We start from the raw sequence: 23,784 nt of genomic DNA on the forward strand, positions 1-23,784 counted from the left end.
CCCCCCACTCCCCAAACTCGCTCGTCGATCAACTTCATTTTTCATAATTTTCATACAAAACCCACCCTATAGAATCCTAAAGCTATTCTTTTCCTACCATCTCTGAACCGTTAGTCGGGGCTATGTACAAAAGCCTATTAAGCAGACTGCTTAAATTATCTTTATGAAAGATATCCAAAAATATGATGTTGTCATCCTCGGAGGAGGGGCAACCGGAATGGCAGTGGCAACACATGTTAGACGATGCCGTGACCTTTCTGTAATTGTCATCTCAAAGGACAGTCATGTGTCCTACAGCGAATGTGGAATACCTTTCAAGCTTGCAGGCAAGATACAGGATTTTGATTCCCTTATTGTAAGGACCCCGGATTTCTTTGATAAAATGAGAATAGACATCCTGCTTGAAACAGAAGCCATGAAAATAGACCTTTTTAAAAAGGAGATCGATCTGAAGGACAGGGAAATAGCTTTTGACAGGCTGGTCATCGCCACCGGAGGAAAACACCGCATTCCCTCAAACCTTCAGCAATCCCTTGATCTGAAAGGAGTGTTCACCTTGCAGACACTTTCCGACGGAATGAAGATAGAAAGTGCACTCCTGTCTGCCGAAAATGTGGTGATAATAGGTGCCGGTGCTATCGGTGTGGAGGTAGCTGCAGGAATAGCAAAGCGTGGTATAGGTACGACACTGATAAATCGGAGCACTTCGGTACTTTCACGTCTTATCGATAATGACATGTCAGAGATCGTCAGGGAACATCTCACCTCCATTGGTGTCAAACTCATCACAGGAGAGTTTCCGGAAAGAATAGGAGGTCAGGAGAAGGTAGAAAATGTCATCCTTTCAGGAAAAAAGCTCCCTGCAGATGTGGTTATCATCAGTACGGGCATAGTTCCGGAAACGGGACTTGCAAGGAAGGCAGGCATTTCAACCGGGGAGCTGGGAGGAATCGTTATCAATGACCACCTTCAGGCCAGGATCGGTGACGAGTTCTCAACAGATGTCTTTGCCGGAGGGGACTGCTGTGAAGTGACAGATCTTGTCACTTCGAAGAAGAGCCTGATGCAACTGGCACCTGTAGCAAGGCGCATGGCCACCGTAATAGCCGATAACATCTGTGACAAAGATACAGTCTTGGGACCACTTCTGGGCCCCAGTGTCTATGTGGCAGGTGATCTCCTGATAGGTTCTGTAGGGCTCACATCCAGGAAAGCGAAGGCAGAGGCCATGACCATAGTTACAGGTTATGCCACAGGGGTCACGCATTCCACCATCTTTCCGAATAGCAGTGACATCCATATCAAGCTTCTTTTCAGGGAGAGATACCTTGCGGGTGCACAGGTCATAGGAAATACCGGGGTCAAAGAGCGTATCGATAGCCTTGCCTTTATGATAAAGAAGAAGACCACCGTTGACGAGATGTTTACAATGGAAACATGTTATGCTCCACCGGTAGGAACCGTTGTGGACCCGCTTTTCTATGCTGTTAAGGATGCTTACAGGAATATGAAAAAGGAGAAAGAGAAATGATCCACATCGACGGTTCCTACGGTGAAGGCGGCGGCCAGATATTAAGGACGTCAGTAGCGCTCTCGGCAGTAACAGGAGAAGCTGTAACCATCAACAATATACGCAGCAACCGCCCAAAACCCGGCCTTTCGGCGCAGCACGTAAAAGCAATAGAAACGGCAGCCCTCATCTGTGATGCCACCGTGGAAGGAATTGGGATCGGGTCTACAGCCATAACTTTTTCTCCACAGGAAATGAAGGGGGGTTGCTATAATATTGATATCGGGACAGCCGGAAGCATAGCACTCCTCCTTCAATGCATAATGCCTGCTGCTGCATATTCTGATAGTGATATCGAGCTGAGGATCACCGGAGGTACAGACGTTTCATGGTCTCCAAGCATTGACTACCTTAATAATGTAACACTCAGAGCACTTTCAAAGATGGGGTACAGGTGTAACATAGATACACGAAAAAGAGGTTATTATCCCCGTGGTGGGGGAGTTGTCCATGCAACCATCTATCCATCGGAAATGAGATCATGCGACTTCTCAGAAGAAGATATGAATTCAGAAGAAGGTGGAAAAGTGACTGGAATATCACATTCTTCCAACCTCCCGGAGCATGTTGCACAGCGTCAGGCAGATTCTGCAAGGGATCTGATCCAAAAGGCCGGATATGAATGCGAGATAGACACTGAATGTTCCGAATATCCCTCCACAGGAAGCGGAATAACATTATACTGCGGAATGAAGGGAGCGTATGTTCCGGGAAAAAGAGGATTGCCTGCTGAAAAGGTCGGTTCCCGGGTGGCTGCGGAACTTCTGGAAGAACTTTCAAGCAACTCTTCTGTGGATGTTCATCTGGCAGACCAGCTGATACCCTACATGGGACTTACAAAAGGTGGTTCTTTCACAGTAAGGGAGATGTCATCCCATACAGCAACGAACATTCACGTAACAGAACAATTCCTTGACGTTAAGTTCAGAACAGAAAAAAAAGAAGAAATGATGGAAATATCGGTGATATGAGCAAATATGCTCATTCATCGTCTTCCAGGATGGTCAGATACTCAGGAGGTACGGATTCGGCCAGGACGATGTCACTATTAACGGCCATGAACCCTATACCGTCATTTTGTGCCTCATCCGCGTCTATTTCCAGTACTACCGGATTCTCTGTGTGAACAGATGCTGATTCCGTGGCCTTTCCCGGACTGGTGCTAAGATGTACATATGTCTGCCTGAGAGGAGAAATACCAGCATCAAGAAGCATATCGACCTCTTCCTGGCTGACACCATAATAAAGGTAAGGCAACTCATTTTCAGGATAATCCAGTTCCACATCCACGGAATGACCATATCTTGCCCTTATTCTGGAACCTGATATCTCATACCTGTTCTTTACATCGGATTCCACAAGTGAGACCAGGCGCTCCCTGCTTGCCCACCTGTAGCGGCGTTCCATGATATCACAAAGCAGGTCCATGTTAACCCAGCCCTGTTTATCCATTGTAAGACCAACATCATCCGGAAAATGTCTCAAGGCACCTGAAACGAACCTGCCAAGGCGTTCTTCACGTTCGTCATCCAGTACATACCTGCCACTCTTGCCACACTCAGGACAAACTTCGCCTCTGAAGTATCCATGCTCTTTACATTTTCGAATCATGCTATCTAATTGCAAATGCATTTAATAGTTAATATAACTTTATCCACAACTTCCTTCACAGGAAGCTGTCTATTAAAGTAGCATCTCGCGCAACTTCAGGATATTTTCGAAAAAGGTCTTTCGTTAGGATTATATCATATCGGACTAAACTTAATCGGGTTCACACTACTAAGACTTAAAAAGGCAAATTGCCTTGAAATCCTATGTTTTAAACGATCCTGCGGACATGTTCCGCATCACATTAACAGGTGTCATCAATGGACGAGATAACTGAGATCTACAATAAGCTTGGAGGCATTATCAGCGAAGATGATTTTCGAAAAAAGGTAGAAGAAAAGGTCGAGCAGATGAGCGGCCTTTGTGATACCAGGACAGCGGCAATGCTTGTTGCCCACGACCTTGGTGTAACCGATACCGCAAAAGAGATCATCAAAATAAAGGACATAACACCCGAGATAGGGAATGTCAACTTCGTTGCAAAGGTTGTCTCGGTATTTGGCGTACGCGAGTTCAACAGGAATGATGGTACCATCGGAAGAGTAGGCAATCTCATGGTGGCTGATGAGACCGGCTCTATAAGACTGACGCTCTGGGATGACCGCGCTGACCTGCTCAAAGACAAAAAAATAGAGGTAGGGGACTGCATGGAGATCAGCGGTTATGCAAAGGACGGATATTCCGGTACTGAGATCAATATCGGAAGATATGGTGTTATCAACAGGACCGACCAGGAGATCGAGGTCAGGCTGGACTCACAAAAGATATCCGATATCAGGGACGGAATGGGAGACATCAACGTTTCCGGAAAGTTGCTGGACATATCCGATGTCAGGACATTCCAGAAGAAGGACGGTGGACAGGGACGTGTCGGTAACATCCTCATTGGTGATGAGACCGGAAAGATACGTGTGACATTATGGGATGAGAAGGTCGATTCCACAAAGGAACTGAACCTTAATGACACCATCGAGATCATAAACGGATATGCAAGGATGAATAACTTCAGCCAGCAGGTCGAGATCCAGATCGGAAACAACAGCGTCCTCAGGAAAACAAATGCAGAGGTCGAGTACAGGGAAAATTTCACACCAATAGCCGATATAATACCTGGGGAATCCTATTCGATAGAAGGTGAAGTATCCGGTCTTGGAGAACTGAGGGAATTTGACAGGGATGACGGGACCACAAATATGGTGTCAAACATCTACGTATCCGATGATACAGGAAGGATCCGCATCGCATTGTGGGGAGATCATGCACTTCTCGTGGACGAACTTGATATCGATACTCACATCCAGGTCATTGATGCATATTCAAAATCAGGCTTTAACGATGAGACAGAACTGAGTGCCGGAAACCGCACAAGGATCAATATATTGTGACCACAATCACCTATATATGCTATTAAGTCAGATTATTCTTTGTGTAGTGTGGGAACACAAGCAATAGCATAGGAGGGTGATATCGTATGGTCATTGGGACCAAATGGGATGTCGAGGCTGAGGGAACAGCAAACCAGTTCCTGAACGATATCGTCGTGCGCGAGATCATGACGAAGGACGTTTTTATCCTTGACATCACCAGTACAGCACTTGAAGCTGCTCAGACAATGAACGATCAGAACATTGGCAGCCTTATTGTCTCAAAAGATGGCAACCCCATAGGTATTATAACTGAAAGGGATCTCGTTCACAAGGTCATGGCAAATGATGTCAAACCCAGCACCATGCTTGCTGAAGAGATAATGTCATCTCCCATAATAACAGTAAAATCATCTACAGATGTTATCGAAGCATCTAAGATGATGGTCAAATCCGGAATCCGTAGACTTGCAATTACCGATGATGACAAGATCACCGGAATTGTAACGGACCGGGATATCCTTACAGTTGCCCCTGGTCTTAACACTATTCTTGAAGACCTGATAGAGATGAACCGGGAGCCGGATATTCCTGAAACCACGGAATTCGAAAGGGGGATCTGCCAGAGATGTGATTCATACGTTGATAGCCTTAGCTCTGTTAACGGTCTTATGTTATGTGAAGACTGTAAGGAAGATGAAGGCTACTACGACTGAAACACTTCTTTGAAAGATTATATGAACGGGGGTTCGTATGAAAGTCAGTGAAATCATGTCAAAAGATGCCGTATGCATAAATGAGCATGACAGCATCACCCATGCACGTCAATTGATGAGAGACCACTACCTCAGGGGACTGCCAGTACTGAATGAGGAAGAAAAGGTCATTGGTATACTGAAGGACCAGGATGTTCTCAATATAAAGGCCACAAAATCCAACGTTACGGTTGAAGGCTATATCCATGAATGCCCGCTGATTACACCGGAGACGGATATTGCTGATGCTGCAGAGTACCTTCTCGGTTCAGAGATAGGACGCTGCCCTGTTGCTATCTCCAATGAGGACAGGGGGCTGGCAGGTATCCTTAGCAATTCTGACATACTTGCAAACATTGCAGGAGACAGGAAACTGGAAGGAACTGTGGCTCAGATCATGACAACAGATGTCATCACCTGTAAACCGCATGACAATCTCACAAAGATCTGGTCTGTTCTTCTCGAATCTAACTTTTCAGGTCTGCCTGTGGTCTCTGAAAAGGGTGAGCCAATTGGAATGGTCACAAGGATGGACGTTATACGCTCCGGATTTATCAGGACATCCATGAGTGACAACCATGCCACCCAGCCTAAGGATACAACAGTAGTTGAAAAGATAATATCAACACCTGTCTATTCGGTTTCCCCTGACACACCGATAAAGGACTGTCTCAAGAAAATGCTCCACTACGATGTTGGCAGGATTACGGTTGTCGATAAAAACAGGATTGCAGGCATCGTGGACCGCACAGATCTTATGCGGACATTTGTAACGGGGATCGATCCTGCTCAATAAGGGAGGTCTAACACCCAAAGCTCATGACGAATTAAAATGCAGGCCTTAGATCACAGGCTCAAAGATATTTTCGGGTAATCAAAGATCACTCCGAATTCGTACTGCCATCCAAACATCACTAGAAGAACAAACAAATGGAGGATTAAATGAAGCTTGAAACACACAGCCCTACGAAAAGCAAGGTTCAGAAAAAGGACCCTGCTATGATCTCTACTTCCGGTACAATGGATCGTGGGGCTTTTGATTTTCATACAAGGATCTCAGAGCATGAAGGGGATATCATGTCGGTGGCCACCAGGGATGTTATTACGATACCACCCACGACAAGGATCATCGATGCCATAAAGACGATGACAAAGAAGAACTTCAGGCATATTCCCATTACTGATGCGGGTACGAACAGGATCGAAGGTATCGTTTCATCTTTCGATGTCATCGATTTCCTGGGAGGAGGAGACAAGAACAGGCTAATCGAGAACAGGTATCATGGAAACCTTCTCTCAGCCATCAACGCAAATGTAAGCACGATAATGCAGCACAGGGTAGTATCGATACCCAGTGATGGCAATATAAAGGAAGCATTTGACCTTATGCTTAAGAACAACATCGGAAGCCTTCCGATTGTGGACAGTACGAACAATGTACGTGCCATTTGCACAGAGAAGGACTTTCTGAAATTTACAGCAGGTATAGTGACGAACAAGACCGTTGCTGACCACATGAGCAAAAGAGTAGAGAAAGCACCTGCAGAAATGACCATCTCTGATGCTGCAAAAGTGATGGTAAAGAACCATTTCCGCCGGCTTCCCGTGGTCAAAGGAGATATTCTCATAGGAGTCGTCAATGCTTCTGACATAATGGACTTCCTGGGAAGTGGTGAGGCTTTCGAGAAACTGACAACCGGTAATATCCATGATATAATGGATGCTCCTATCAGTTCACTGATCGGAAAGGATGTTGTATGGACAACATCGGATACTGATCTTGGGAAAGCAAGTGAGCTCATGATAAAGAATAGTATTGGTGCACTGCCTGTAATCGACAACGTGAAGCTGTGTGGTATAATCACTGAAAGAGATGTACTACGAGCAATGGCTGAATGAATTAAGATCCACAAGGATAACAAAAGAACAAGGAGGATGAGATATGAAAGTATCAGACATTATGACATCACCTGTCCATGTAATGGGACCGGATGAACCTGTATCACATGCAAGGAACCTTATGCTCAAGCACAAGATCAGTACGGTCCTTGTAGTGGAAAACGACAGGATGGTGGGAATAGTAACCAAATCCGATCTGGGAAGACGCCTTGCACAGGCAGAACCTATGTGGAGAAGAAGGCCAATTGACAAGGTCCCTGTAAAGATGATAATGACCGAGGGCCCTGTCACGATCTATCCCGATGCATCTGTTTCCCAGGCAACGGCAATGATGATCGATAATGATATCAATAATATCCCTGTGGTAAACAGTGAAAGACTTCTTGGTATTATTACCAGAGTTGATATTGTTCGTCGCATGTCAGAACTTGCCAGTGATATAAAGGTTGGTGAAATAATGACACCTGAACCTGTATTTGTGCACAGGCATCACACTGTCAATCACATTATCGATGAAATGGAAAGGAGCAAGGTCAGCAAGCTTATTGTCACTGATGATACCGGTGAGGCTGTGGGAATGATCACCACAAGGGAACTGGCACTGCATGTGCTTGCAGACAATGAGGGCGAACTTCCATCAAAGAACATAAAGATGGCAAGAAAACCAAGATCCGGAGGTGAAAAAGTATACAGGTATGTAAAAGACGTTCCACTTGTTGCAGAGGATATAATGGTCAATGTACCTACAATACTTGATGTTTCTGCTCCGGTCACTGAAGCTGCAAAGGCGATGATAGAAAAGAATGTTACAGGCATCCCTGTTGCTGAGAACGACGAGATCGTTGGTATTGTCAGCAGGACAGACGTGATGAAAGCAGCCTGATAAGGTATAGCAAGAAGTACAGATGAAGAAAATGAGTTAAAGAGGTGACAGACATGCAAGTAAAGGATATAATGGCACAACCAACATCAATTGACAAAGCAGATACTATCTCACATGCTCTTGATGTGATGGAAAAGAAAGGTACACGTCGCCTGTTGGTTACACATGACAATGAACTTGTCGGCGTTCTCACAATGAGAGGTCTTTCCAAGGAACTTGGAACAAGAAAGAAAGGTGCAAAGCCTGCCTCTTCACTCCACGTTGCTACTGCCGTATCAGACAACTACGTTAAGGTCCTGCCTGATATGGATGTTAGTGATGCGGTCGTGCTAATGGACAAGCGTGGCGGTGTTATCATTGTAAGCGACAATGAGAACGTTCTTGGATGGGTCACACCAGCTGAACTGCTGGAAAATGTAATATTCGATGGTTATGCTGCGGAGGTTATGAACAGTAACCCGGTAGTCGTACATTCCGCAGACAGGGTAAGCCATGTCAGGCACCAGATGCTTGATGAGAATATAGGAAGGTTCCCGGTTATTGAGGATGGAAAACTTGTGGGTATCATCACAGAAAGGGATATTGCAAAATCAATGCGTGCCTTCAGGGACGTCGTCGAAGGAAGTAAGCAGGATTCCCGCATCAAGAACCTCATTGTAGAGGATATTATGACAAGGGGTGTCAAGACCGTACAGACCAATACACCAGTATCAGAAGTAAAGAAGACGATGCTTGAGGAGAACATTGGTGGTTTGCCCGTCGTGAACCTCGAAGGTGACCTTGTAGGGATCATTACAAGAAGAACGCTTGTGAACACCATTGCAAAATAAGAAATATGCGAGCCGAAGATGCTGGTAAAGACATTGGACTGGACGTAGAAGGTGTGTCAGAGTACCTTGGCATACCTGTTTCCAGGCTCCGGAAGCTGCTGGATAAGCGTGAGCTCTTGCAGAACTGGGGAGAATACCAGCACCTTTTTCGTTTTGTAACCACTTTCTCCCAGATAGAAAGTGGAACTGTTATCTATCAAAAGAATGACTGTTTCGAACTGATCAAAGGATTCCCCAAGATACAGCGTGCAATGCTGCTGGAGCCTGCCATCAACACTCATTTTTCCGGTATCGATACGGTCTGTGTTGAAGAGAAGATGAATGGTTTCAATGTGCGAGCCATAACTCTTGATGATAAAATAATCGCTATCACACGCGGTGGATATGTCTGCCCCTATTCCACGGAAAAGGCAGGGCAATTGCTTAATATTGACTTTTTTAATGACCATCCGGAACTTGTCCTGCACGGAGAGATGGTCGGGCCCGACAACCCCTATGTACCCAAGAAGATCTATGATGATGTAGATTCCCTTGAATTCTATGTCTTCGATATGAGGTATAAGGGAAGTGGTGAACCCCTTCCGATATATGAAAGAAGAAAACTGGCAGAGGAATACGGTTTCACACAGGTCAGGCTCTTCGGGGAATTTACAAAAAGTGAAGCCCCTGAGAAGATACGTAACATTATAAGGGAGCTGGGGAAGATCGAACATGAAGGTATCGTTATCAAAGACCCGGACATGAACATCCCGCCTGTAAAGTACACATGTTCACAGAGTAACTGTGCAGACCTGCGACATGCGTTCAGATTCTATAATGATGTAGGACGTGACTATCTTTTCTCAAGGGTTGTGAGAGAAGGTTACCAGGCCTATGAATGGGAAGAGAACGAAGAAGACCTTAAAAAGCGTTGTCTTCGGCTTGGGGAGAGCATCCTATATCCAATGATCGATGCGATAAATGACATAGGCAAAGGCGAAAGGATAGCCGATGAAGTGCAGATAAGGGTCTCAAGCCTTGATACACTTTCCAGTTTCAAAGAGTATCTGCAAAGACAGGGAATAGAAGCAATTTTCGAGGAACCTGAAGAGACAGGCGACGAATTCCTCATAAAGATAAGGAAGCTGAACAAGAGCACCAACGACAAGACACTGTCCATGTTCAGGGGCGAACTCTGGTGATCCCAAAAAAGCATATATGACAATAGGTATTTGTGTACACTAAAAGTGTGATCATATATGACAAAGATAACTATCATCGGAAGCGAAAAAAGCGGCAAGACGACCCTTGCTTCAAAACTTGGAAAAAAGGGAAATACAGCAGATATAACGATGTATGATTTTTCCAAGGGTGACAGGGTCCTGACCACCATAGATGCAGTCGGCTATCCAACTTCTGTCAAGCCCATGGTAACCGCCTTCAATCTTTCAGACATTGTCCTTTTGTGCGTGCCTCCTGAAGGTCTTGATGCACATACAGGCGAATGTATCATTGCGCTTGACCTGATGGGATATAAGCATGGTATCATCGTTCTCACAAAAGCAGACACCAGCTACCCCATTGCTCTGGATGAACTGAAGGAAAAGATAAAGAAGATAACCACCGGCACCGCTCTTGAGAACTGGGATTATATCTCTGTTTCAACAACCTCGTTCGAGGGAATGGAAGAGCTCAAGGAAATGATCTTCGAGATGGGAGATATGGTCGAAAAGGAGCAGGAAGAGCTCAAAGATATGCCTACACGCGTTGTCATCGACCAGTCCTTCAATGTGACAGGTATCGGTTGTGTTGTACTTGGAATAGTGATGCAGGGTACCCTGAACGCGAAGGACAAGCTTATAGCATTCCCAACGGACAAGACGGTGGAAGTGCGCTCCATACAGATGCATGATGTTGATACAAAGACCGCTCCCCCGGGTGCCCGTGTGGGACTTGCGCTCAAGAACGTCCAGTCAAAGGACATCGAGAGAGGGTTCATACTCTCAGAAAAGGAAGATGTAACTGAAGACCTGACACTCAAATGCCACTTCTCACCATTCTCAAAAGGCTTTGCAGTGGGAGATGTGCCTCACATCTTTGTGGGAATCCAGTCATCCCCGATGAGACTGGAAAAGATAGTAGTGAACGGAGAAGAGGTTGGAAGGACAACAACCGATGCCGAATGTACTATAACACTTTCAGGCTCCAAACTGCTGGCTTACAATGAATCGGACAGGTTCGTCATCTGCAACCTGGATGATAAACAGAGATTCGTGGGATATGGCTACAAAGCCTGAACCCACAAACTATTTTTTAGTTTCTTTACTTCTTTGGCATTAATGGCCTGAAACCATCAAGACTTGTGGGGCGCTTCACGGCTCGGGTCAGGGAAGTGCATGACGGACTCCCGAGAAGTTCCGGGCGATCCAGGGGAGCAAATACAGTATCATTTACAACATACTCCGTGTAGCCGGAAATTTCAGCTTCCTTGCTTTTGGAAAAGAGTGCTTCTGAAAGATCAGGTGCCTCATCCTTTTTCAGTGATGGTGTACCTGAACCTATCTTAAGTCCTTTTTCCCTTGCAAGAGAGCCACGGGTCTTACCCTGAGCGTACTTACCGGAAACAATATCACCAAGCCCCAGACTGCTGGCCTGGCTTTCCAGTTTTACGATATTCTCTTTGACCCAGCCGATCTCCGAGTGTTTATGGTAACCCACCTCAAAGCCAAGCTCAAAGGCCTTCTTCTCAACTTCTGCCCTTTTAAGTTCAGCAAGGGTAGGTTTATCCTTATTCTCTTTGAACAGGTCCATTTCCACACTACCGTCATTCAAGGTAGGAAGATACTTTCAGTCCCCTTTCACCAAACTCAAGCTGCCTCATATTGCAGTCATGTTTTGTTCCACGCATCTTAATGATCTGTAATGCACGGACCATCTGCTTGCCATAGAGGAAATTGTGAAGGAACAATACACCATGTGCAGCAAACTGTTCTGTTGAATATGCAGTCGGGTCTGTCATCTCAGAAAGAAGGATCGTAGTGCATCCAATCCGCTTCAGGTTCCTGATGAACCTTCCCATCTCCTTTTCTTCAGAGCCACGGTCCTTTGTGGTGAAACGTATAGCAGAAACGGAATCAATAACAAGCCTTTTGACATTGTATTCCTCAACGTACGCTGCGATCTCCTTGAAGACCATTGCAGGAGAAGGGGCTTCACCTTCTACCGATGAGTGGCTTACCTCATAATCCGAACTTATGACCTCATGGAGGTCATCCATATAGCCATACTCCATTCTGGGGCCAAGGTCAGCAAAAAGCAGCTTTTTCATCTTTATCAGGGTTACCACGTTCAATGCATAATTGGACATGTCATTGATGATGTTCTGGGGACTTTCAAGAAGACTGACATATAGGCCAACTTCACCAAATGTCGCGCCCTGTGCAAGGAACTGCATTCCAAAAGTGGTTTTCCCGCTTCCCGGCGGACCACTTAAAAGATAAACACGTTCCGGAACCAGTCCACCCTGAACAAGTTCATCGAAACCTTCAATTCCAGATTGTATTCTCATATTTGACCTCACTTTAATACAAAGCACTTATCAGATAGATGTGTACGGAGATATACTTTAAATCATTGATGATTTTTATATATAAATCAATCGTTAATAATAAAATTTAAACAGTTAAAGTTAAGTGAAATCCTGAGAAATATAAGTAACACTGAAGATAAAATCGTTCGTCAGACAAAATAAATGATAAATGAAGAGAGCAGCCGGTTCAAAATAAAACGGAAAGATGTAATATGGTCAGTGAAACTCTTCATACTATTTGCAGTGCTGGCCTTTGCATCCAGCATATCGGTCTACATGGTGGCTTTTATCTTTTCAGGACCCGAAGCTACCAGCAATATGCTGATATCAACAGCACAGGCTGCAACATCGGAAATTGATGTCGTCAACGATGTGATAATTTCAACTTCTGAAGCCGCTACGTCCAAAGTTGACTTCGGTGCCAGATATATAGGTCCACTCTATTCGGTCTTTTTCTTCAACATAGTAGCAATATTCGTCACATCCATTGGAGCCGGAGTAATAACATACAGCCACAGGATCGTTTTCAGGGAAATAATCTTTCGTTCTAAACATCCCCTGTACCTAAGGATGATCTCCAGTCTGGACAGGCCATCTCCCATATTTCTGTCATTTATACGGAAGGTAGCTGCACGTGTATATCCTGAGCTCAAGCAACATGAGAATACTGAAAAAAACAAGAACCCTGATTCCATCTGGAAGAACTGCAACTATACCGGAGAGGATTACAGGTCAGTAGCATCACTACTACCACTGATATTTCCTGTCCTGACATTGCTGCTTAACGGGATCATAGCAGGGCTTGTCCTGGCATTTTTCCTTTTCAACGGAGTTCTCTGGGGAAATCAGGCAGCGGGGTTCCCCGGTATACTTGTAGGGGTTGACTTTGCCTTTATCTATTATCTTGCTTCATTGCTTCCCCACGGTATCATCGAGCTGCCGGCGATCTTCATTGCTACATCTCTTGCATACAGGTTTGCAAGAGTACACTCAGAAGAAATAATAGAAGGACATTTGTTCGAAGACGAAGTGGAAGAAGATGATATAAAAAAAGACATTCAAAGGATAGAAAACATCACCGGAGCTTACCTGAGGGCAGGATACACGTTGAAGATGATCTCATTTACAATCCTGATGCTTCTCATTGCTGCATATATAGAGATACAGCTGACACCCAGGATATCAGGATACGTTATCGGCCTCATGAGCCTGCTTAACAGCAATATCCTGATATGAGCAAGGATCCTGTTCCCGGGAAAATGTTCCCTCAAGGACATTGATATTACTTATTGAACTTCTCAATACCTGCAGCAACATTGCGTAGCAACTGTCCTGCTATCTCCTGTGTCGGCCAGGAACCAAGACCACAGTCTGGACCAACATACCTGATGCGTTCCCCGAATATGGAATCTGCCTTCTCAAGACGCTTTGCGATGACATCCGGGGTTTCCATTTCGGTCACGATCTCAGGCAGGTACTGCGTGTCCTTCCAGATATTGGTGTTGTACTTCTCGTTCAGCACAGACGCGAGGTTGAAGATATCGGTCCTTGCAACACCCACACGCAGGAAAGAATCAGTGTCTTCCAGCACCTTTTTGTCGATAAGGTCAAGATAGGAAGGATTTGCTGCGGATTCCACACCTATGACATTGATGTTGGGTGTATCGCATGGGATCTTATAATGAAGCGGTGAGTGAAGGTGGATCTCCACGTCCATATCCTGTTTGCCTGCATAGGAAGTGGCGTTGGTAAGAGCTTCCACCAGTTCGGCATCAGTGAACATGACCTGCGGGTTGATACCGATACTTGGCTCATCGATGGAGACCGTTCTGATGTTGAAGTTCTTTGCGGACTTGATGGAATTGCTTATGAACCGATCGATGCTCACTGCCAGAAGGTTCAGGATGTCGGTGTACTGGGTTCCCCCGAAGTCCTTGAGGTAAAGTTCAAGCGGGCCTGTCACACAGACACGAACATCCGGCTTCTCGCCGGTCTTTTCCATGTAATCTTTAGCGACCTCTTCTAAAATATCGAGTTCAAGAATACGGGCTTTGTCCTCTTTGACCTTGAAAGGCTCCTCCACACATTCCGGGTCATTGATGATGGACAGGAACTGCTGGTTCATGTCCTGGAACTGAGGGTAGGTTGCCACCTGTACGCCGGCCTCAAGCTTCTGGAGAAATGCCGAGCCTATGACGGAGAACAGTTTCTCATCATTGTCCCTCTTAGAAAATGCGCTTTCCATCCACTCCTTTGTTACACCTTCAGGTAGCGGATAACTTCCAATATCGTCAAAGATCAGGTCGCTCATAGCTACCGTATGTGCGAGTATCATTTATAATGTTAGCGAATTGTTTTTTTCTGCAGTAGGGAGCAGAACAGATAACGGATCACACATAACAAGCTGCAAATGTGTAATATGCAACCAGATACTAACCTCAGATACTTACCTGCAAGATTTATAAGTAAAGACTTCCAAGTTCAAGAAACTTAAAAACTAATTTCTATCATATACCATTCTACCACCGGTGAGATAATTGAAAATAATGATCATAGGCGGCTTCCTCGGAAGCGGTAAGACCACCACATTGCTAAAACTTGGCAAACACCTGAGCGAAACAGGCCACAAGATCGCGATAATCGTCAACGAGATCGGTGAGGTCGGACTGGACGGTGACACCCTCTCAAGCACAGGTATCGTCACCGAAGAGCTCACAAGCGGCTGCATCTGCTGTACACTCAAGATAAGCATGGAGTACACGCTTGACAAACTCTCGGAGGACTTCCAGCCTGATGTTATCATTATCGAGCCTACCGGTATCGCATTCCCGAGGCAGATCAAGGAAGATATCGAGCTTATGAAGATCGATGACCTGAGTTTTGCACCTATAGTGAACATCGTGGATGGAACAAGGTTCAACACCGAGATAAAGCAGACACCGAAGTTCATCCTGACACAGATAGAGGATGCCGAGATACTCTGCATCAATAAGGTTGATATTGCAGAGGAAAAGAAGGTCGCAGAAGTCAGAAAATTCCTGGAAGAGGTAAATCCCGAGGCAGAGGTCATCGAGTTCTCCGCAAAGGAGGCTGACGAGAAGTTCCAGAGGCTCATCGACCTGCTAGCAGGTAAGAGCAGGGAAAGGGAGGCAAGGGAGACCATAAACTCCATTGAGGCCTCCGAGGTCAGCTCCTATTCCGGCGAACTGACCATCAAGGACTGTGAACTGGAAGAGCAAAAGGCAGAAAAATACGCAACGTACGTGCTCACCTCTATCAGAGAGCAGATCATACTTATCAACCCGAACTTCGTGGGTCACATCAAGATGGCTATGGAGTATCCTGGAACACTCATGAAAGCCAGCATCACATCTTCCGAAAGCGTGCCTAACATTGAGTTCTTTGAGACAAAGGGAAGGGATTGCAGTCTGAAGTTCCTCTCAGCGGTCACGAACGTGGAAAAGGATGATCTCGTGAAGATCGTTGAAGGCACCATAAAGGAACACCTTCTGCAGGAAGAGATACCTTTTGGCAACAAGGTCAAGAACATCCAGACCATCAATATCCTTTAAGGACTGTTAGAAAGGGATAGAGGGAATTTTTGTGGAAAGGGACTACCTTTTCCTTACTTCTTTTTTTGCAGAACAGATATTTGAATTTGCAATTCTAAGTTGGTCCACTCGATTATTAAAGTGATCGAAAACTGATCGGGCCTCAGTTTTCCCCGAGCAGTTCAATGCCCTCGAACCTGCATTCTGCAATTCTTCTTTCAAATGCCAGATAGCGGAAACACTTGAAGAGTGCATACATTCTGAAGTACAATCCGAACAGCCTTTCAGAATACGGATACCCTATGTAGAACACCTTCTTGTCATCCCGGACCGAGTCATCTACAAACCTTACCACACCACCGGGACCGGTCAGATTTACAAGGGTACCCTGAGAAAGCCGGGGTCCCAGTACGATGGCATCCTCCTCCATCCCGTCATCTCCCAGGGTATCCTCAATGAAACCATAGTTGAATATCGTGGGTATCGGGGAAAACAGGACTCTTTCGTACCTATCATCCACTTTCTGATACTTGAAGAAGCTGAACTTGGGAGTTTCGATCCGTATCTTCATTAGTGGGTAATCAACTTCTTTTTTTATAAAACGCTTTTTGAGAAGACAGTCGTCCTAACTCTATCACCCATAAAGAGAGGCAACTCCAAGCTCCAAAGAACTCAAAGCAATAAAGGCAGAACATATTCAAAGAAGAGATATCCTTCCACGATAAATATCAAAGGCATCCCGATCCTGAACGTCGTATGTCTTGTCTTGTGCCTGAACTTCTGCATTCCTGCAATGGAACCTATGCTCCCGCCCAGTAATGCCCAGGTGAAAAGGGTCTTTTCCGGTGTCCTGTACTGGCTCTTAATGGCCTTCTTTTTGTCAGAGTACATCAGCCAGAAAGAATAGCAATTTACTAAAAAAAGATACAGGAGAACGTACACGTACAATTCCATATTCCATTCTCCTTAACTTATTATGAATCTGTTTTCGTGTCTCACTTACATTGATTCCGGTGCACCCAGTCCCAGTGTGTCCAGGGTGTTGGCAAGCACTATCCTTGCACAGTCCACAAGGGCCAGACGGCTTGCACGGACATCCTCTTCCTCGGCATTGAGGACGGATACGAAGCGATAGAACTGGTTGAACGCATCTGCAAGTTCCCTTGCATAGATGGCAAGCATGTGAGGCTTCAGTTCCTTTGCACACTGGTCAAGCACGTTGTCGAACATTGCCATCTTCTTGATGAGAGCGATCTCACTGTCCTCCACAAGAAGTGAAGGGTCAATATCTGGCTCAGCGTTCCACAGGCCTTCATCCGTTGCCTTCTGCAGGATACTGCATGCACGTGCATGTGAGTACTGTACGAAAGGACCGCCCTGCTTCTCGAAGTCCAGTGCTTCCTTCCAGTCGAAGACCGTGGACTTCTCAGGTGAGACCTTCACAATGTCGTACCTGACAGCACCGATACCCACCATGTCTGCAACCTGTTTCTTGAACTCGTCAGGCATCTCAGGGCGGCGCTTCTCCACTTCTTCCAGTGCCCGGGCCTTGACCTGATCAAGCAGCTCGTCGGCACTGATGAACTTTCCGCGCCTTGTGCTCATTGAACCTTCAGGCAGTGAAACGAACTCGAAGATAACGACCTCAGGCTCCTTCTTTCCGATGGCGTTCAGTGTTGCACTTAGCTGGCCGGAGATAAGTTTGTGGTCTGCTCCGAACACATCGATGATCCTGTCAGCACGCTCGCCCTTCCATTCGTGGTATGCAAGATCACGTGTGGTGTAAAGTGAAGTCCCGTCGGAACGCTGGATGACGAGGGTCTTCTCGAATCCGTAATCCTTGAGGTCAACAACAAGGGCACCATTATCGATCTCGGTACGCCCTGTGGCCTTGATCTCTTCCACTATCCTTGAGACAGCACCGGAGCGGATGAAACCGGACTCCTTGGGGAACTCGTCGTGAGCGACGTTCATCTTTCCAAGGGTCTCCTTGATACCTTTGACCGCACGGCCCACAGCCTCATCGAAGCGATTGATGGTCTCTTCATCGCCGCTCTCAACAAGCTGCATGAGCCTGTCTATCTCGGCAACCTTCTCGGGGTGTGCCTCGAGCTCTGCGTTTGCCTTGATGTAAACATTTGCAATAGCGTGGTCAGGCTTGGAATCATTATCGAACTCAAAGCGCTCAAGGGCCCAGGAGACGATTGCTATCTGGCGTCCCATGTCGTTTACGTAATAGTGAAGCTCGACATCATAGCCTGCACGTTTGAGGATACGACCGAGGGTATCTCCGATGATGGAATTCCTTATGTGTCCTACGTGAAGCGGGCCGTTGGGGTTGGCGGATGTGTGCTCAAGCAGGATCTTTCCTTCGCGGAAATCGCCTCCGAATGCATCCTTCTTCTCCCTGATGCCTGATACCACACCATCTATGAAACTGCGGCTGGCAGTGATGTTCAGGTAAGGTCCCATTGAATCTATCTTTTCGATATAGGAATCCTCAGGTATCACTACCTCGGAAACGATTTTGTCAGCAACGTCCTTTGGACTCTGTTTTGCAACAGAGGCCAGCCTGAACGCGACCCTTGAAGAAAGGTCTGCATGCTGGGAGGGGCCAAGCTCCAGATCGTCCACTTCAAAACCTGCCGAACTGAGAGCATCGTTCAGTACGGACGTAACCTGCTGTATGAAATCCAAGAACAAAATGATCACCTATGAATAATTAAATCAGATACCTGTGCTGAAACGCAGGATAGCAACAATACCACCAAAAGCATTCAGAAGCTGTGCGCCCTCTTCGAAGTCAGTGGAAATGAACTCCACAGTTGTACCTGTCTGGTCACACATATCGGACAGCTCGTCTACGATATCGACCTTTTCCACGACCTCAAGATAGGAACCACATTTCGGGCAGTTACCGGGAGACGGACTTGAATCACCGGGCTTGAACTCACGGGTGGTCTTGTTCTCATAATCACATGAAGTACACTTGACGGTCTCTCTTTCAGCTCTGAGGTCCTCGGATATCAGAAGTGTATCAACAGCACCTATCAGGAGGTTCTCACGTACATTCTCCTCACCATAGGTCGCTTTGCCTGAATCCGCTACCAGTTCCTTAAAGAACTGCTGCATGAGCTTCTTTTCTACCATAAGGTCAAGGTCTTCGAGCCTCTCACTTGCTGCGTTCACAAGTTCTGAAAGTCCGGATTCATCGGTGTATGCCACATCGAAAAGACCGAGCATCTTCTTCTCGATCTCGTGGTGGAGGAAGTGTCCTGATTCGAACTCCTCTTTTGTTGGTGAAGGACCACCGATGAGCACTCCTTCAAAGTCCTTCTGATCGACCGTAAGGAAGACCTCACTTGCAGCATCACCGATACGTTTGTAGAAATCGTGTATTGCAATAAGCCTGAGCTGCTGGAACCTGTGGGCACTCTGTCCTCCTTTCCTTTGCTTGCCGGGAACCGTTGAGGTCAGATTACGATAAGGTTCTATGTGCTTGCCCACCAGAAGACCTATTGAAGCCTCTCGCCTGTCAAGGACGAGCAGACCATATGTTTTTGCTTCTTTTAGCATCTCCTCTAACGGTTCAAGGTAGAAAGATGAATCACAGTGATACCTGTATGTAATGATAGGCTGCGGAGGTTCAATGATAGTTGTCTCCATGTTCGTCTTGTTAGCCCCGATATCAACAGCACCTGTGAAATAGACGATGCCGTTCTCAGGAACAATCACGTACCTGAGCCTTGACATAATGGATTCGATGGCACCCTGAACATTGGTCTTGGTCACTTTGGACTTGATGTTGGCAGCCTGGCCGTGTTCTGTCTTGAGCTGTGCAACTACATCTGAGAGCTGCTTGTCAGGTGGAATATACAAAGAGATAAGCTCGGTACTGCGACCACGCTTGCCCCTTAAAGATTCAAGTTTCTTTTTAAACTCGTATTTTTGATGTGAAGATTGGTCAGCCATTGTGGGAATACTCCATGATAAGGATCAATTGTGATTTAAGATGCGTTGAGCATCCTGATAATCATGTTCTCCATGCGGAACATTGATGCTATTAGCTAAATGGATGTACCCTATGTAGACAAGGATATAAATATAGATTGTGACTGAAATCGAAACTGCCAATGGCATATATCGGGCTTCAGTCAAGATAAGTAACTTTACCGTCCTTTGAAAGTAATGCTATGCGGCTTACTTCCACTTCATCTGCAATGGAATAACCGAGGTGATCTGCAACCTCCCTTGCAAAACTGAGAACCTCCTCGTGCGAAGGCATTGCTTCACGGGGCAGGCGAGACCTGGAAAAACCAAGGTGCATATATGCCTTGATCTCAACATAGTCCGGGTCTGCTATCTCAATAAGGCGTGCATAACTTTCCGGATCTATCATATTGACACCCTTTACAAGAGTTATGCGTATTGCTTTCCGGTTGTTCTTCTTCCCAAGTATCTCCAGTGATCTGTTAATATTATCCCACAGTTCAGGAGATCTGGGCTTACAGACCTTTTCATACGTTTCCCTGTCAGGAGCATCAAGGCTCATGTACAGCTGGGAAGGCTCGATCCTTTCCATCATTTCAGGAACCGTACCGTTGCTCACGATAAATGTGCTAAATCCCTGTTTCTCATATTCATCCACAAGTTCAGGAAGATACGGATACAGTGTCGGCTCCCCTGAAAGTGATATGGCAACATGTTTGGGCTCGTTGGCCTCCACCCAGCGCTCCCTGAGGGCAGAACCACCAAACCCTGATATCAGTTTTCGCTGCGCTTTGATCGAAGACCCCACTATTTCCACTGGAGAATCCCAATTTTTTGGGAAAGATACCTCTGCCTCCGTTGGCCTCCAGCAGAACAGACAGCGCTGATTGCACCTTAAAGTAGGTGTCATCTGCAGGCAACAGTGAGAAGTGATACCATAGAACCTGGACTTGTAACATTCCCCTTCCCCTTTCATGGAACGACCAAGCCAGAGGCATGTCTTTACAGCAGAATGGGTGCCTGCCAGACTGTATCCCTGCTTCTTCAGCAAGGCTTCAAAGTCACGTATCTCAGGAATTGTCATAAGTTCTTCCTTATCTTTCAGGGACATCTGTGCATACTTTCCTGTTGCACTATATATAGTGATCGGAATCGAAAATGATGTCAATATCTTTCAAATGAAAGGAACAAAACAAGCCTTTCAGAACTGCAGAAGACTTGTCCTGAGAGTGGAAAGGTCCACCACCGGGACCTGTGCAGGGGTCGGCATAACGTTCACTCTCTTCTGGAACTCGGTCTGGGACTGCCAGGTACCTGAGTTGATCACAAGGACATTCTTGTATCTTCCGATACCGATTGTATGTACGTGCCCGCAATGGAGAATATCAGGCACCGGGTCGATCACAAAATGGTCCTGCTTTTCCGGTGCAATGGAAACCCTGCTTCCGTATATAGGCGAAAGGTGCCTGCGCTTTAGCATCTCTATCATGGCCTTCTCAGGCTCCTGGTAGGATACTCCCGGAACCGACGCCACCAGGTCATCGATGGAGCGACCGTGGTATACCAGTACCTGTACACCATCAAGGTCCACAAGTGCAGGATTGCCCACAAAGGTTATCCTGTCATCAAAAAGGGAAGTGATACGCTCCGGAAAACGCGGCTGTGGCTCTGCCTGACGCACTGCATCGTGGTTCCCGGGAGATATTATGATCTGGATATGGTCCGGGACCTGTCTGAAATATTCAGCAGCCTTTGCATACTGGTCGTAGACATCAAGAATGTCCAGCTCATGTTCCTGACCCGGGAAAATGCCGATCCCGTCCACAAGGTCACCTGCAACAACAAGGAAGCGTATATCCTTTGACATCTCATTCATCTTCTCATTATCAGACCTTCCGTTGAGAAAATCAAGGAAACTGCACCATTCCTCTTCAAGGAACGTCGAACTACCGATGTGGACATCGGATGTGAAAACAGCCTTACCCCAGGTACCTTCCCTCCTGTGGGAGATGTTCGGAAGGTCAGGGAGGATTATCTTCTTTGCAACAATAAGACTACCGTCATTTGTGAGGGAGCCTGTGATACCAATGACCTCGTCCAGGATTATCCTGCTGGCCTCCTCAAAAAGATCCTTCTCACCCTGATGCACAAGCACCAGAAAAGAACCTGTGGGATCTTCCAGCTGGATCATTTTGTGCCCGTTGGCAGTGCTCCTTACTTCAGATACCATCCCGATGATGGACACCTCACTATAATCACCACCTCCGCCTCTTCTGATACCGCCACCATGCTTGCGGTTCTTGTTAAGGCTCTCAATTGGCCTGGCGGTTATCCTTCCACGTATCAGATCACTGAGCTTGCTATACCTGTTCCTGAAATACTGGACGAACTCCATGTACTCACCGACACAGGTAGACATGTCCGTGATATCGGACATGATGTTTATGTTATTGCCACTGGAAGCACTGTTGGCATTCGTACCGGCACCAGTAGACCTGTCAATTCCGCCTCCTGACCCATAGCCTGCCGGAAATGAAGAAGAATATTTTAAAGAGCATGAAGACGCAGAAGAGACTTCTCCGGAAGTTGTTCGGGACGCTATTGTTGAAGATGACGAAACAGGGTCTGGAGCTTCTCCCACTGAAGTACTTTGTGCAATTCCCGTGGCTTGCGAAAACTGCGAACCCGGCACCGAAGCAGATACTGAAGTAACTTCCATGGTGGATCCTGATCCATCTTTCAGAATGGATTCAGATTCAGACTCAAAAGACCCGAGATCAATGTGCTCGGCCTCAATTACAAAAATTGATTCATCCACATGTTCCAGGATGTAGCATATCAGGTCCTTTGGAGATCTGTGAGATACTATCATATCTACAGCCTCAGGGCTGATCTGATAGCCTGCTTCCAAAAAAGCTTCCTGAACATCGATCTCCTTCATTTTTCAGACCTGATTAAAAGTTTTATAAGTTTTATTGAACTATCCCAGTCATTCATCAAACAGACTACTACTATAAAATAAATAAGCTACGTGCCAAAAGATCAAATACCAAATTTTTTAACTAATCAGTCTCTAATGTTTCTATGATAATATGGACATAAAAGCCTCATTCCATACATTCAGAACAAGTGACAAGTTCTGGATCTCTTTATCAAGGGACATTGTTTCTGTAATTCTGGCCGTTATGGCATTTGCCGTTGTCTCCCAGGCTGTGTTTGGGATGTGGACACCAATGGTTGCTGTGGAATCCGGGAGTATGGATCCCCATATGAAGATCGGGGACATCGTTTTCATCCAAAGTATTGACAGAACACAGGTAATAACCAATCAGGATGCTTCACCGGACTATATATCATTCGAAATGCAGGGCAATGTCATTCTTTACCGACCTTATGGTCAGGAAGGTGTGACGCCGATAATCCACAGAGCCATGTACTATGTCGAAGCCGGCGAACCTATGTGGGATGGCGGTCCTGTCGCTCCGCACAGTGGTTACATAACTAAAGGCGACAATGAAAGAACAAATATGTACTTCGATCAGCAGGGCCAGATAAGTTATCTGCAGCCTGTAAAGGAAGAATGGATCATTGGAGTGGCAAGATACAGAATACCATACGCAGGACACCTCAGACTGATGCTTTCAAAATAAAATACTGAAGATATCCCTGAAACAGATCCCTTTCATTATTTTGATCGATGAGTTGTGATCAACGATATTTCTCAATGCTTCCTTTTAAGAACAGGATAAATTCAACCCTTTTTCTT

The 23,784-nt window shown here is 46.0% G+C and carries 23 protein-coding genes; 13 read left to right on the forward strand and 10 right to left on the reverse strand.

The annotated features are described in order from the left end of the window. Positions 1 to 163 precede the first annotated feature (163 nt). Together ACR3I3_RS02860 and rtcA are read left to right on the forward strand one after the other, a co-directional pair. The gene (locus tag ACR3I3_RS02860; RefSeq protein ID WP_440953068.1) at positions 164 to 1,531 is read left to right on the forward strand and encodes an FAD-dependent oxidoreductase; all 1,368 of its coding nucleotides are present in this window, start codon (positions 164 to 166) and stop codon (positions 1,529 to 1,531) included. Continuing rightward, entirely contained in the window at positions 1,528 to 2,541 is a 1,014-nt protein-coding gene (rtcA, locus tag ACR3I3_RS02865) for an RNA 3'-terminal phosphate cyclase (protein ID WP_440953069.1), read from the forward strand. The genes ACR3I3_RS02860 and rtcA overlap by 4 nt, the downstream gene beginning before the upstream one ends. Before the next feature lie 10 nt (positions 2,542 to 2,551). Here the strand turns inward: rtcA and ACR3I3_RS02870 are convergent, their stop codons facing one another. Continuing rightward, a complete protein-coding gene (locus ACR3I3_RS02870) occupies positions 2,552 to 3,181 on the reverse strand; it encodes an RNA 2'-phosphotransferase (protein WP_440953070.1) in 630 nt (209 codons plus the stop codon). 257 nt (positions 3,182 to 3,438) lie between these two features. Here ACR3I3_RS02870 and ACR3I3_RS02875 point away from each other — a divergent pair, with 257 nt between their 5' ends. The 8 genes from ACR3I3_RS02875 (at position 3,439) to ACR3I3_RS02910 (ending at position 11,185) form a co-directional block, all read left to right on the forward strand. After that, positions 3,439 to 4,563: an OB-fold nucleic acid binding domain-containing protein gene (locus ACR3I3_RS02875; RefSeq protein ID WP_440953071.1), complete on the forward strand. Its 1,125-nt coding sequence runs from the start codon at positions 3,439 to 3,441 to the stop codon at positions 4,561 to 4,563. Between the two features lie 86 nt (positions 4,564 to 4,649). Beyond that, a complete protein-coding gene (locus tag ACR3I3_RS02880) occupies positions 4,650 to 5,258 on the forward strand; it encodes a CBS domain-containing protein (protein ID WP_440953072.1) in 609 nt (202 codons plus the stop codon). Positions 5,259 to 5,295: 37 nt separating this feature from the next. Continuing rightward, positions 5,296 to 6,093 (forward strand): CBS domain-containing protein, encoded by a 798-nt coding sequence (locus ACR3I3_RS02885; RefSeq protein ID WP_440953073.1) that lies wholly within the window; start codon positions 5,296 to 5,298, stop codon positions 6,091 to 6,093. A gap of 146 nt (positions 6,094 to 6,239) precedes the next feature. Beyond that, the gene (locus tag ACR3I3_RS02890; RefSeq protein ID WP_440953074.1) at positions 6,240 to 7,196 is read left to right on the forward strand and encodes a CBS domain-containing protein; all 957 of its coding nucleotides are present in this window, start codon (positions 6,240 to 6,242) and stop codon (positions 7,194 to 7,196) included. A gap of 43 nt (positions 7,197 to 7,239) precedes the next feature. Beyond that, the gene (locus ACR3I3_RS02895) at positions 7,240 to 8,079 is read left to right on the forward strand and encodes a CBS domain-containing protein (protein ID WP_440953075.1); all 840 of its coding nucleotides are present in this window, start codon (positions 7,240 to 7,242) and stop codon (positions 8,077 to 8,079) included. 53 nt (positions 8,080 to 8,132) lie between these two features. Beyond that, on the forward strand, positions 8,133 to 8,909 hold the full coding sequence (locus tag ACR3I3_RS02900) for a CBS domain-containing protein (protein WP_440953076.1): 777 nt from the start codon (positions 8,133 to 8,135) through the stop codon (positions 8,907 to 8,909). Between the two features lie 5 nt (positions 8,910 to 8,914). Continuing rightward, positions 8,915 to 10,090, forward strand: a complete 1,176-nt coding sequence (locus tag ACR3I3_RS02905; protein ID WP_440953077.1) for an RNA ligase — start codon at positions 8,915 to 8,917, stop codon at positions 10,088 to 10,090. Between the two features lie 57 nt (positions 10,091 to 10,147). Further along, positions 10,148 to 11,185 (forward strand): EF-Tu/IF-2/RF-3 family GTPase, encoded by a 1,038-nt coding sequence (locus ACR3I3_RS02910; RefSeq protein ID WP_440953078.1) that lies wholly within the window; start codon positions 10,148 to 10,150, stop codon positions 11,183 to 11,185. Positions 11,186 to 11,210: 25 nt separating this feature from the next. Here ACR3I3_RS02910 and ACR3I3_RS02915 read toward each other — a convergent pair whose 3' ends face one another. Then, entirely contained in the window at positions 11,211 to 11,720 is a 510-nt protein-coding gene (locus ACR3I3_RS02915; RefSeq protein WP_440953079.1) for a hypothetical protein, read from the reverse strand. After that, entirely contained in the window at positions 11,713 to 12,456 is a 744-nt protein-coding gene (locus ACR3I3_RS02920; protein ID WP_440953080.1) for an RAD55 family ATPase, read from the reverse strand. The genes ACR3I3_RS02915 and ACR3I3_RS02920 overlap by 8 nt, the downstream gene beginning before the upstream one ends. Before the next feature lie 183 nt (positions 12,457 to 12,639). On the opposite strand from ACR3I3_RS02920, the gene ACR3I3_RS02925 reads away from it, so the two are divergent. Further along, a complete protein-coding gene (locus ACR3I3_RS02925; protein WP_440953081.1) occupies positions 12,640 to 13,713 on the forward strand; it encodes a stage II sporulation protein M in 1,074 nt (357 codons plus the stop codon). 46 nt (positions 13,714 to 13,759) lie between these two features. On the opposite strand, the gene ACR3I3_RS02930 is transcribed toward ACR3I3_RS02925, so the two are convergent. Next, the gene (locus tag ACR3I3_RS02930; protein ID WP_440953732.1) at positions 13,760 to 14,788 is read right to left on the reverse strand and encodes a methionine synthase; all 1,029 of its coding nucleotides are present in this window, start codon (positions 14,786 to 14,788) and stop codon (positions 13,760 to 13,762) included. A 235-nt stretch (positions 14,789 to 15,023) separates the two neighbouring features. On the opposite strand from ACR3I3_RS02930, the gene ACR3I3_RS02935 reads away from it, so the two are divergent. Then, positions 15,024 to 16,049, forward strand: a complete 1,026-nt coding sequence (locus ACR3I3_RS02935; protein ID WP_440953733.1) for a CobW family GTP-binding protein — start codon at positions 15,024 to 15,026, stop codon at positions 16,047 to 16,049. Between the two features lie 142 nt (positions 16,050 to 16,191). Here the strand turns inward: ACR3I3_RS02935 and ACR3I3_RS02940 are convergent, their stop codons facing one another. From ACR3I3_RS02940 to ACR3I3_RS02965, 6 genes are all read right to left on the reverse strand, one after another. Next, on the reverse strand, positions 16,192 to 16,599 hold the full coding sequence (locus tag ACR3I3_RS02940; protein ID WP_440953082.1) for an inorganic diphosphatase: 408 nt from the start codon (positions 16,597 to 16,599) through the stop codon (positions 16,192 to 16,194). A gap of 101 nt (positions 16,600 to 16,700) precedes the next feature. Continuing rightward, complete coding sequence (locus ACR3I3_RS02945; protein WP_440953083.1) at positions 16,701 to 16,919, reverse strand: DUF1294 domain-containing protein; 219 nt, start codon at positions 16,917 to 16,919, stop codon at positions 16,701 to 16,703. A 108-nt stretch (positions 16,920 to 17,027) separates the two neighbouring features. Further along, on the reverse strand, positions 17,028 to 18,731 hold the full coding sequence (gene argS, locus ACR3I3_RS02950; RefSeq protein WP_440953084.1) for an arginine--tRNA ligase: 1,704 nt from the start codon (positions 18,729 to 18,731) through the stop codon (positions 17,028 to 17,030). Positions 18,732 to 18,755: 24 nt separating this feature from the next. Then, a complete protein-coding gene (gene prf1, locus ACR3I3_RS02955) occupies positions 18,756 to 20,000 on the reverse strand; it encodes a peptide chain release factor aRF-1 (RefSeq protein ID WP_440953085.1) in 1,245 nt (414 codons plus the stop codon). Positions 20,001 to 20,178: 178 nt separating this feature from the next. Next, a complete protein-coding gene (gene twy1 / locus ACR3I3_RS02960) occupies positions 20,179 to 21,129 on the reverse strand; it encodes a 4-demethylwyosine synthase TYW1 (protein ID WP_440953086.1) in 951 nt (316 codons plus the stop codon). Positions 21,130 to 21,219: 90 nt separating this feature from the next. Then, complete coding sequence (locus tag ACR3I3_RS02965) at positions 21,220 to 22,959, reverse strand: DNA-directed DNA polymerase II small subunit (RefSeq protein ID WP_440953087.1); 1,740 nt, start codon at positions 22,957 to 22,959, stop codon at positions 21,220 to 21,222. Between the two features lie 151 nt (positions 22,960 to 23,110). On the opposite strand from ACR3I3_RS02965, the gene ACR3I3_RS02970 reads away from it, so the two are divergent. After that, positions 23,111 to 23,668 (forward strand): S26 family signal peptidase, encoded by a 558-nt coding sequence (locus ACR3I3_RS02970; RefSeq protein ID WP_440953088.1) that lies wholly within the window; start codon positions 23,111 to 23,113, stop codon positions 23,666 to 23,668. The last annotated feature ends 116 nt before the right edge of the window (positions 23,669 to 23,784 follow it).

This window comes from Methanococcoides mangrovi (genome assembly GCF_052057775.1).
GTDB lineage: Archaea > Halobacteriota > Methanosarcinia > Methanosarcinales > Methanosarcinaceae > Methanococcoides.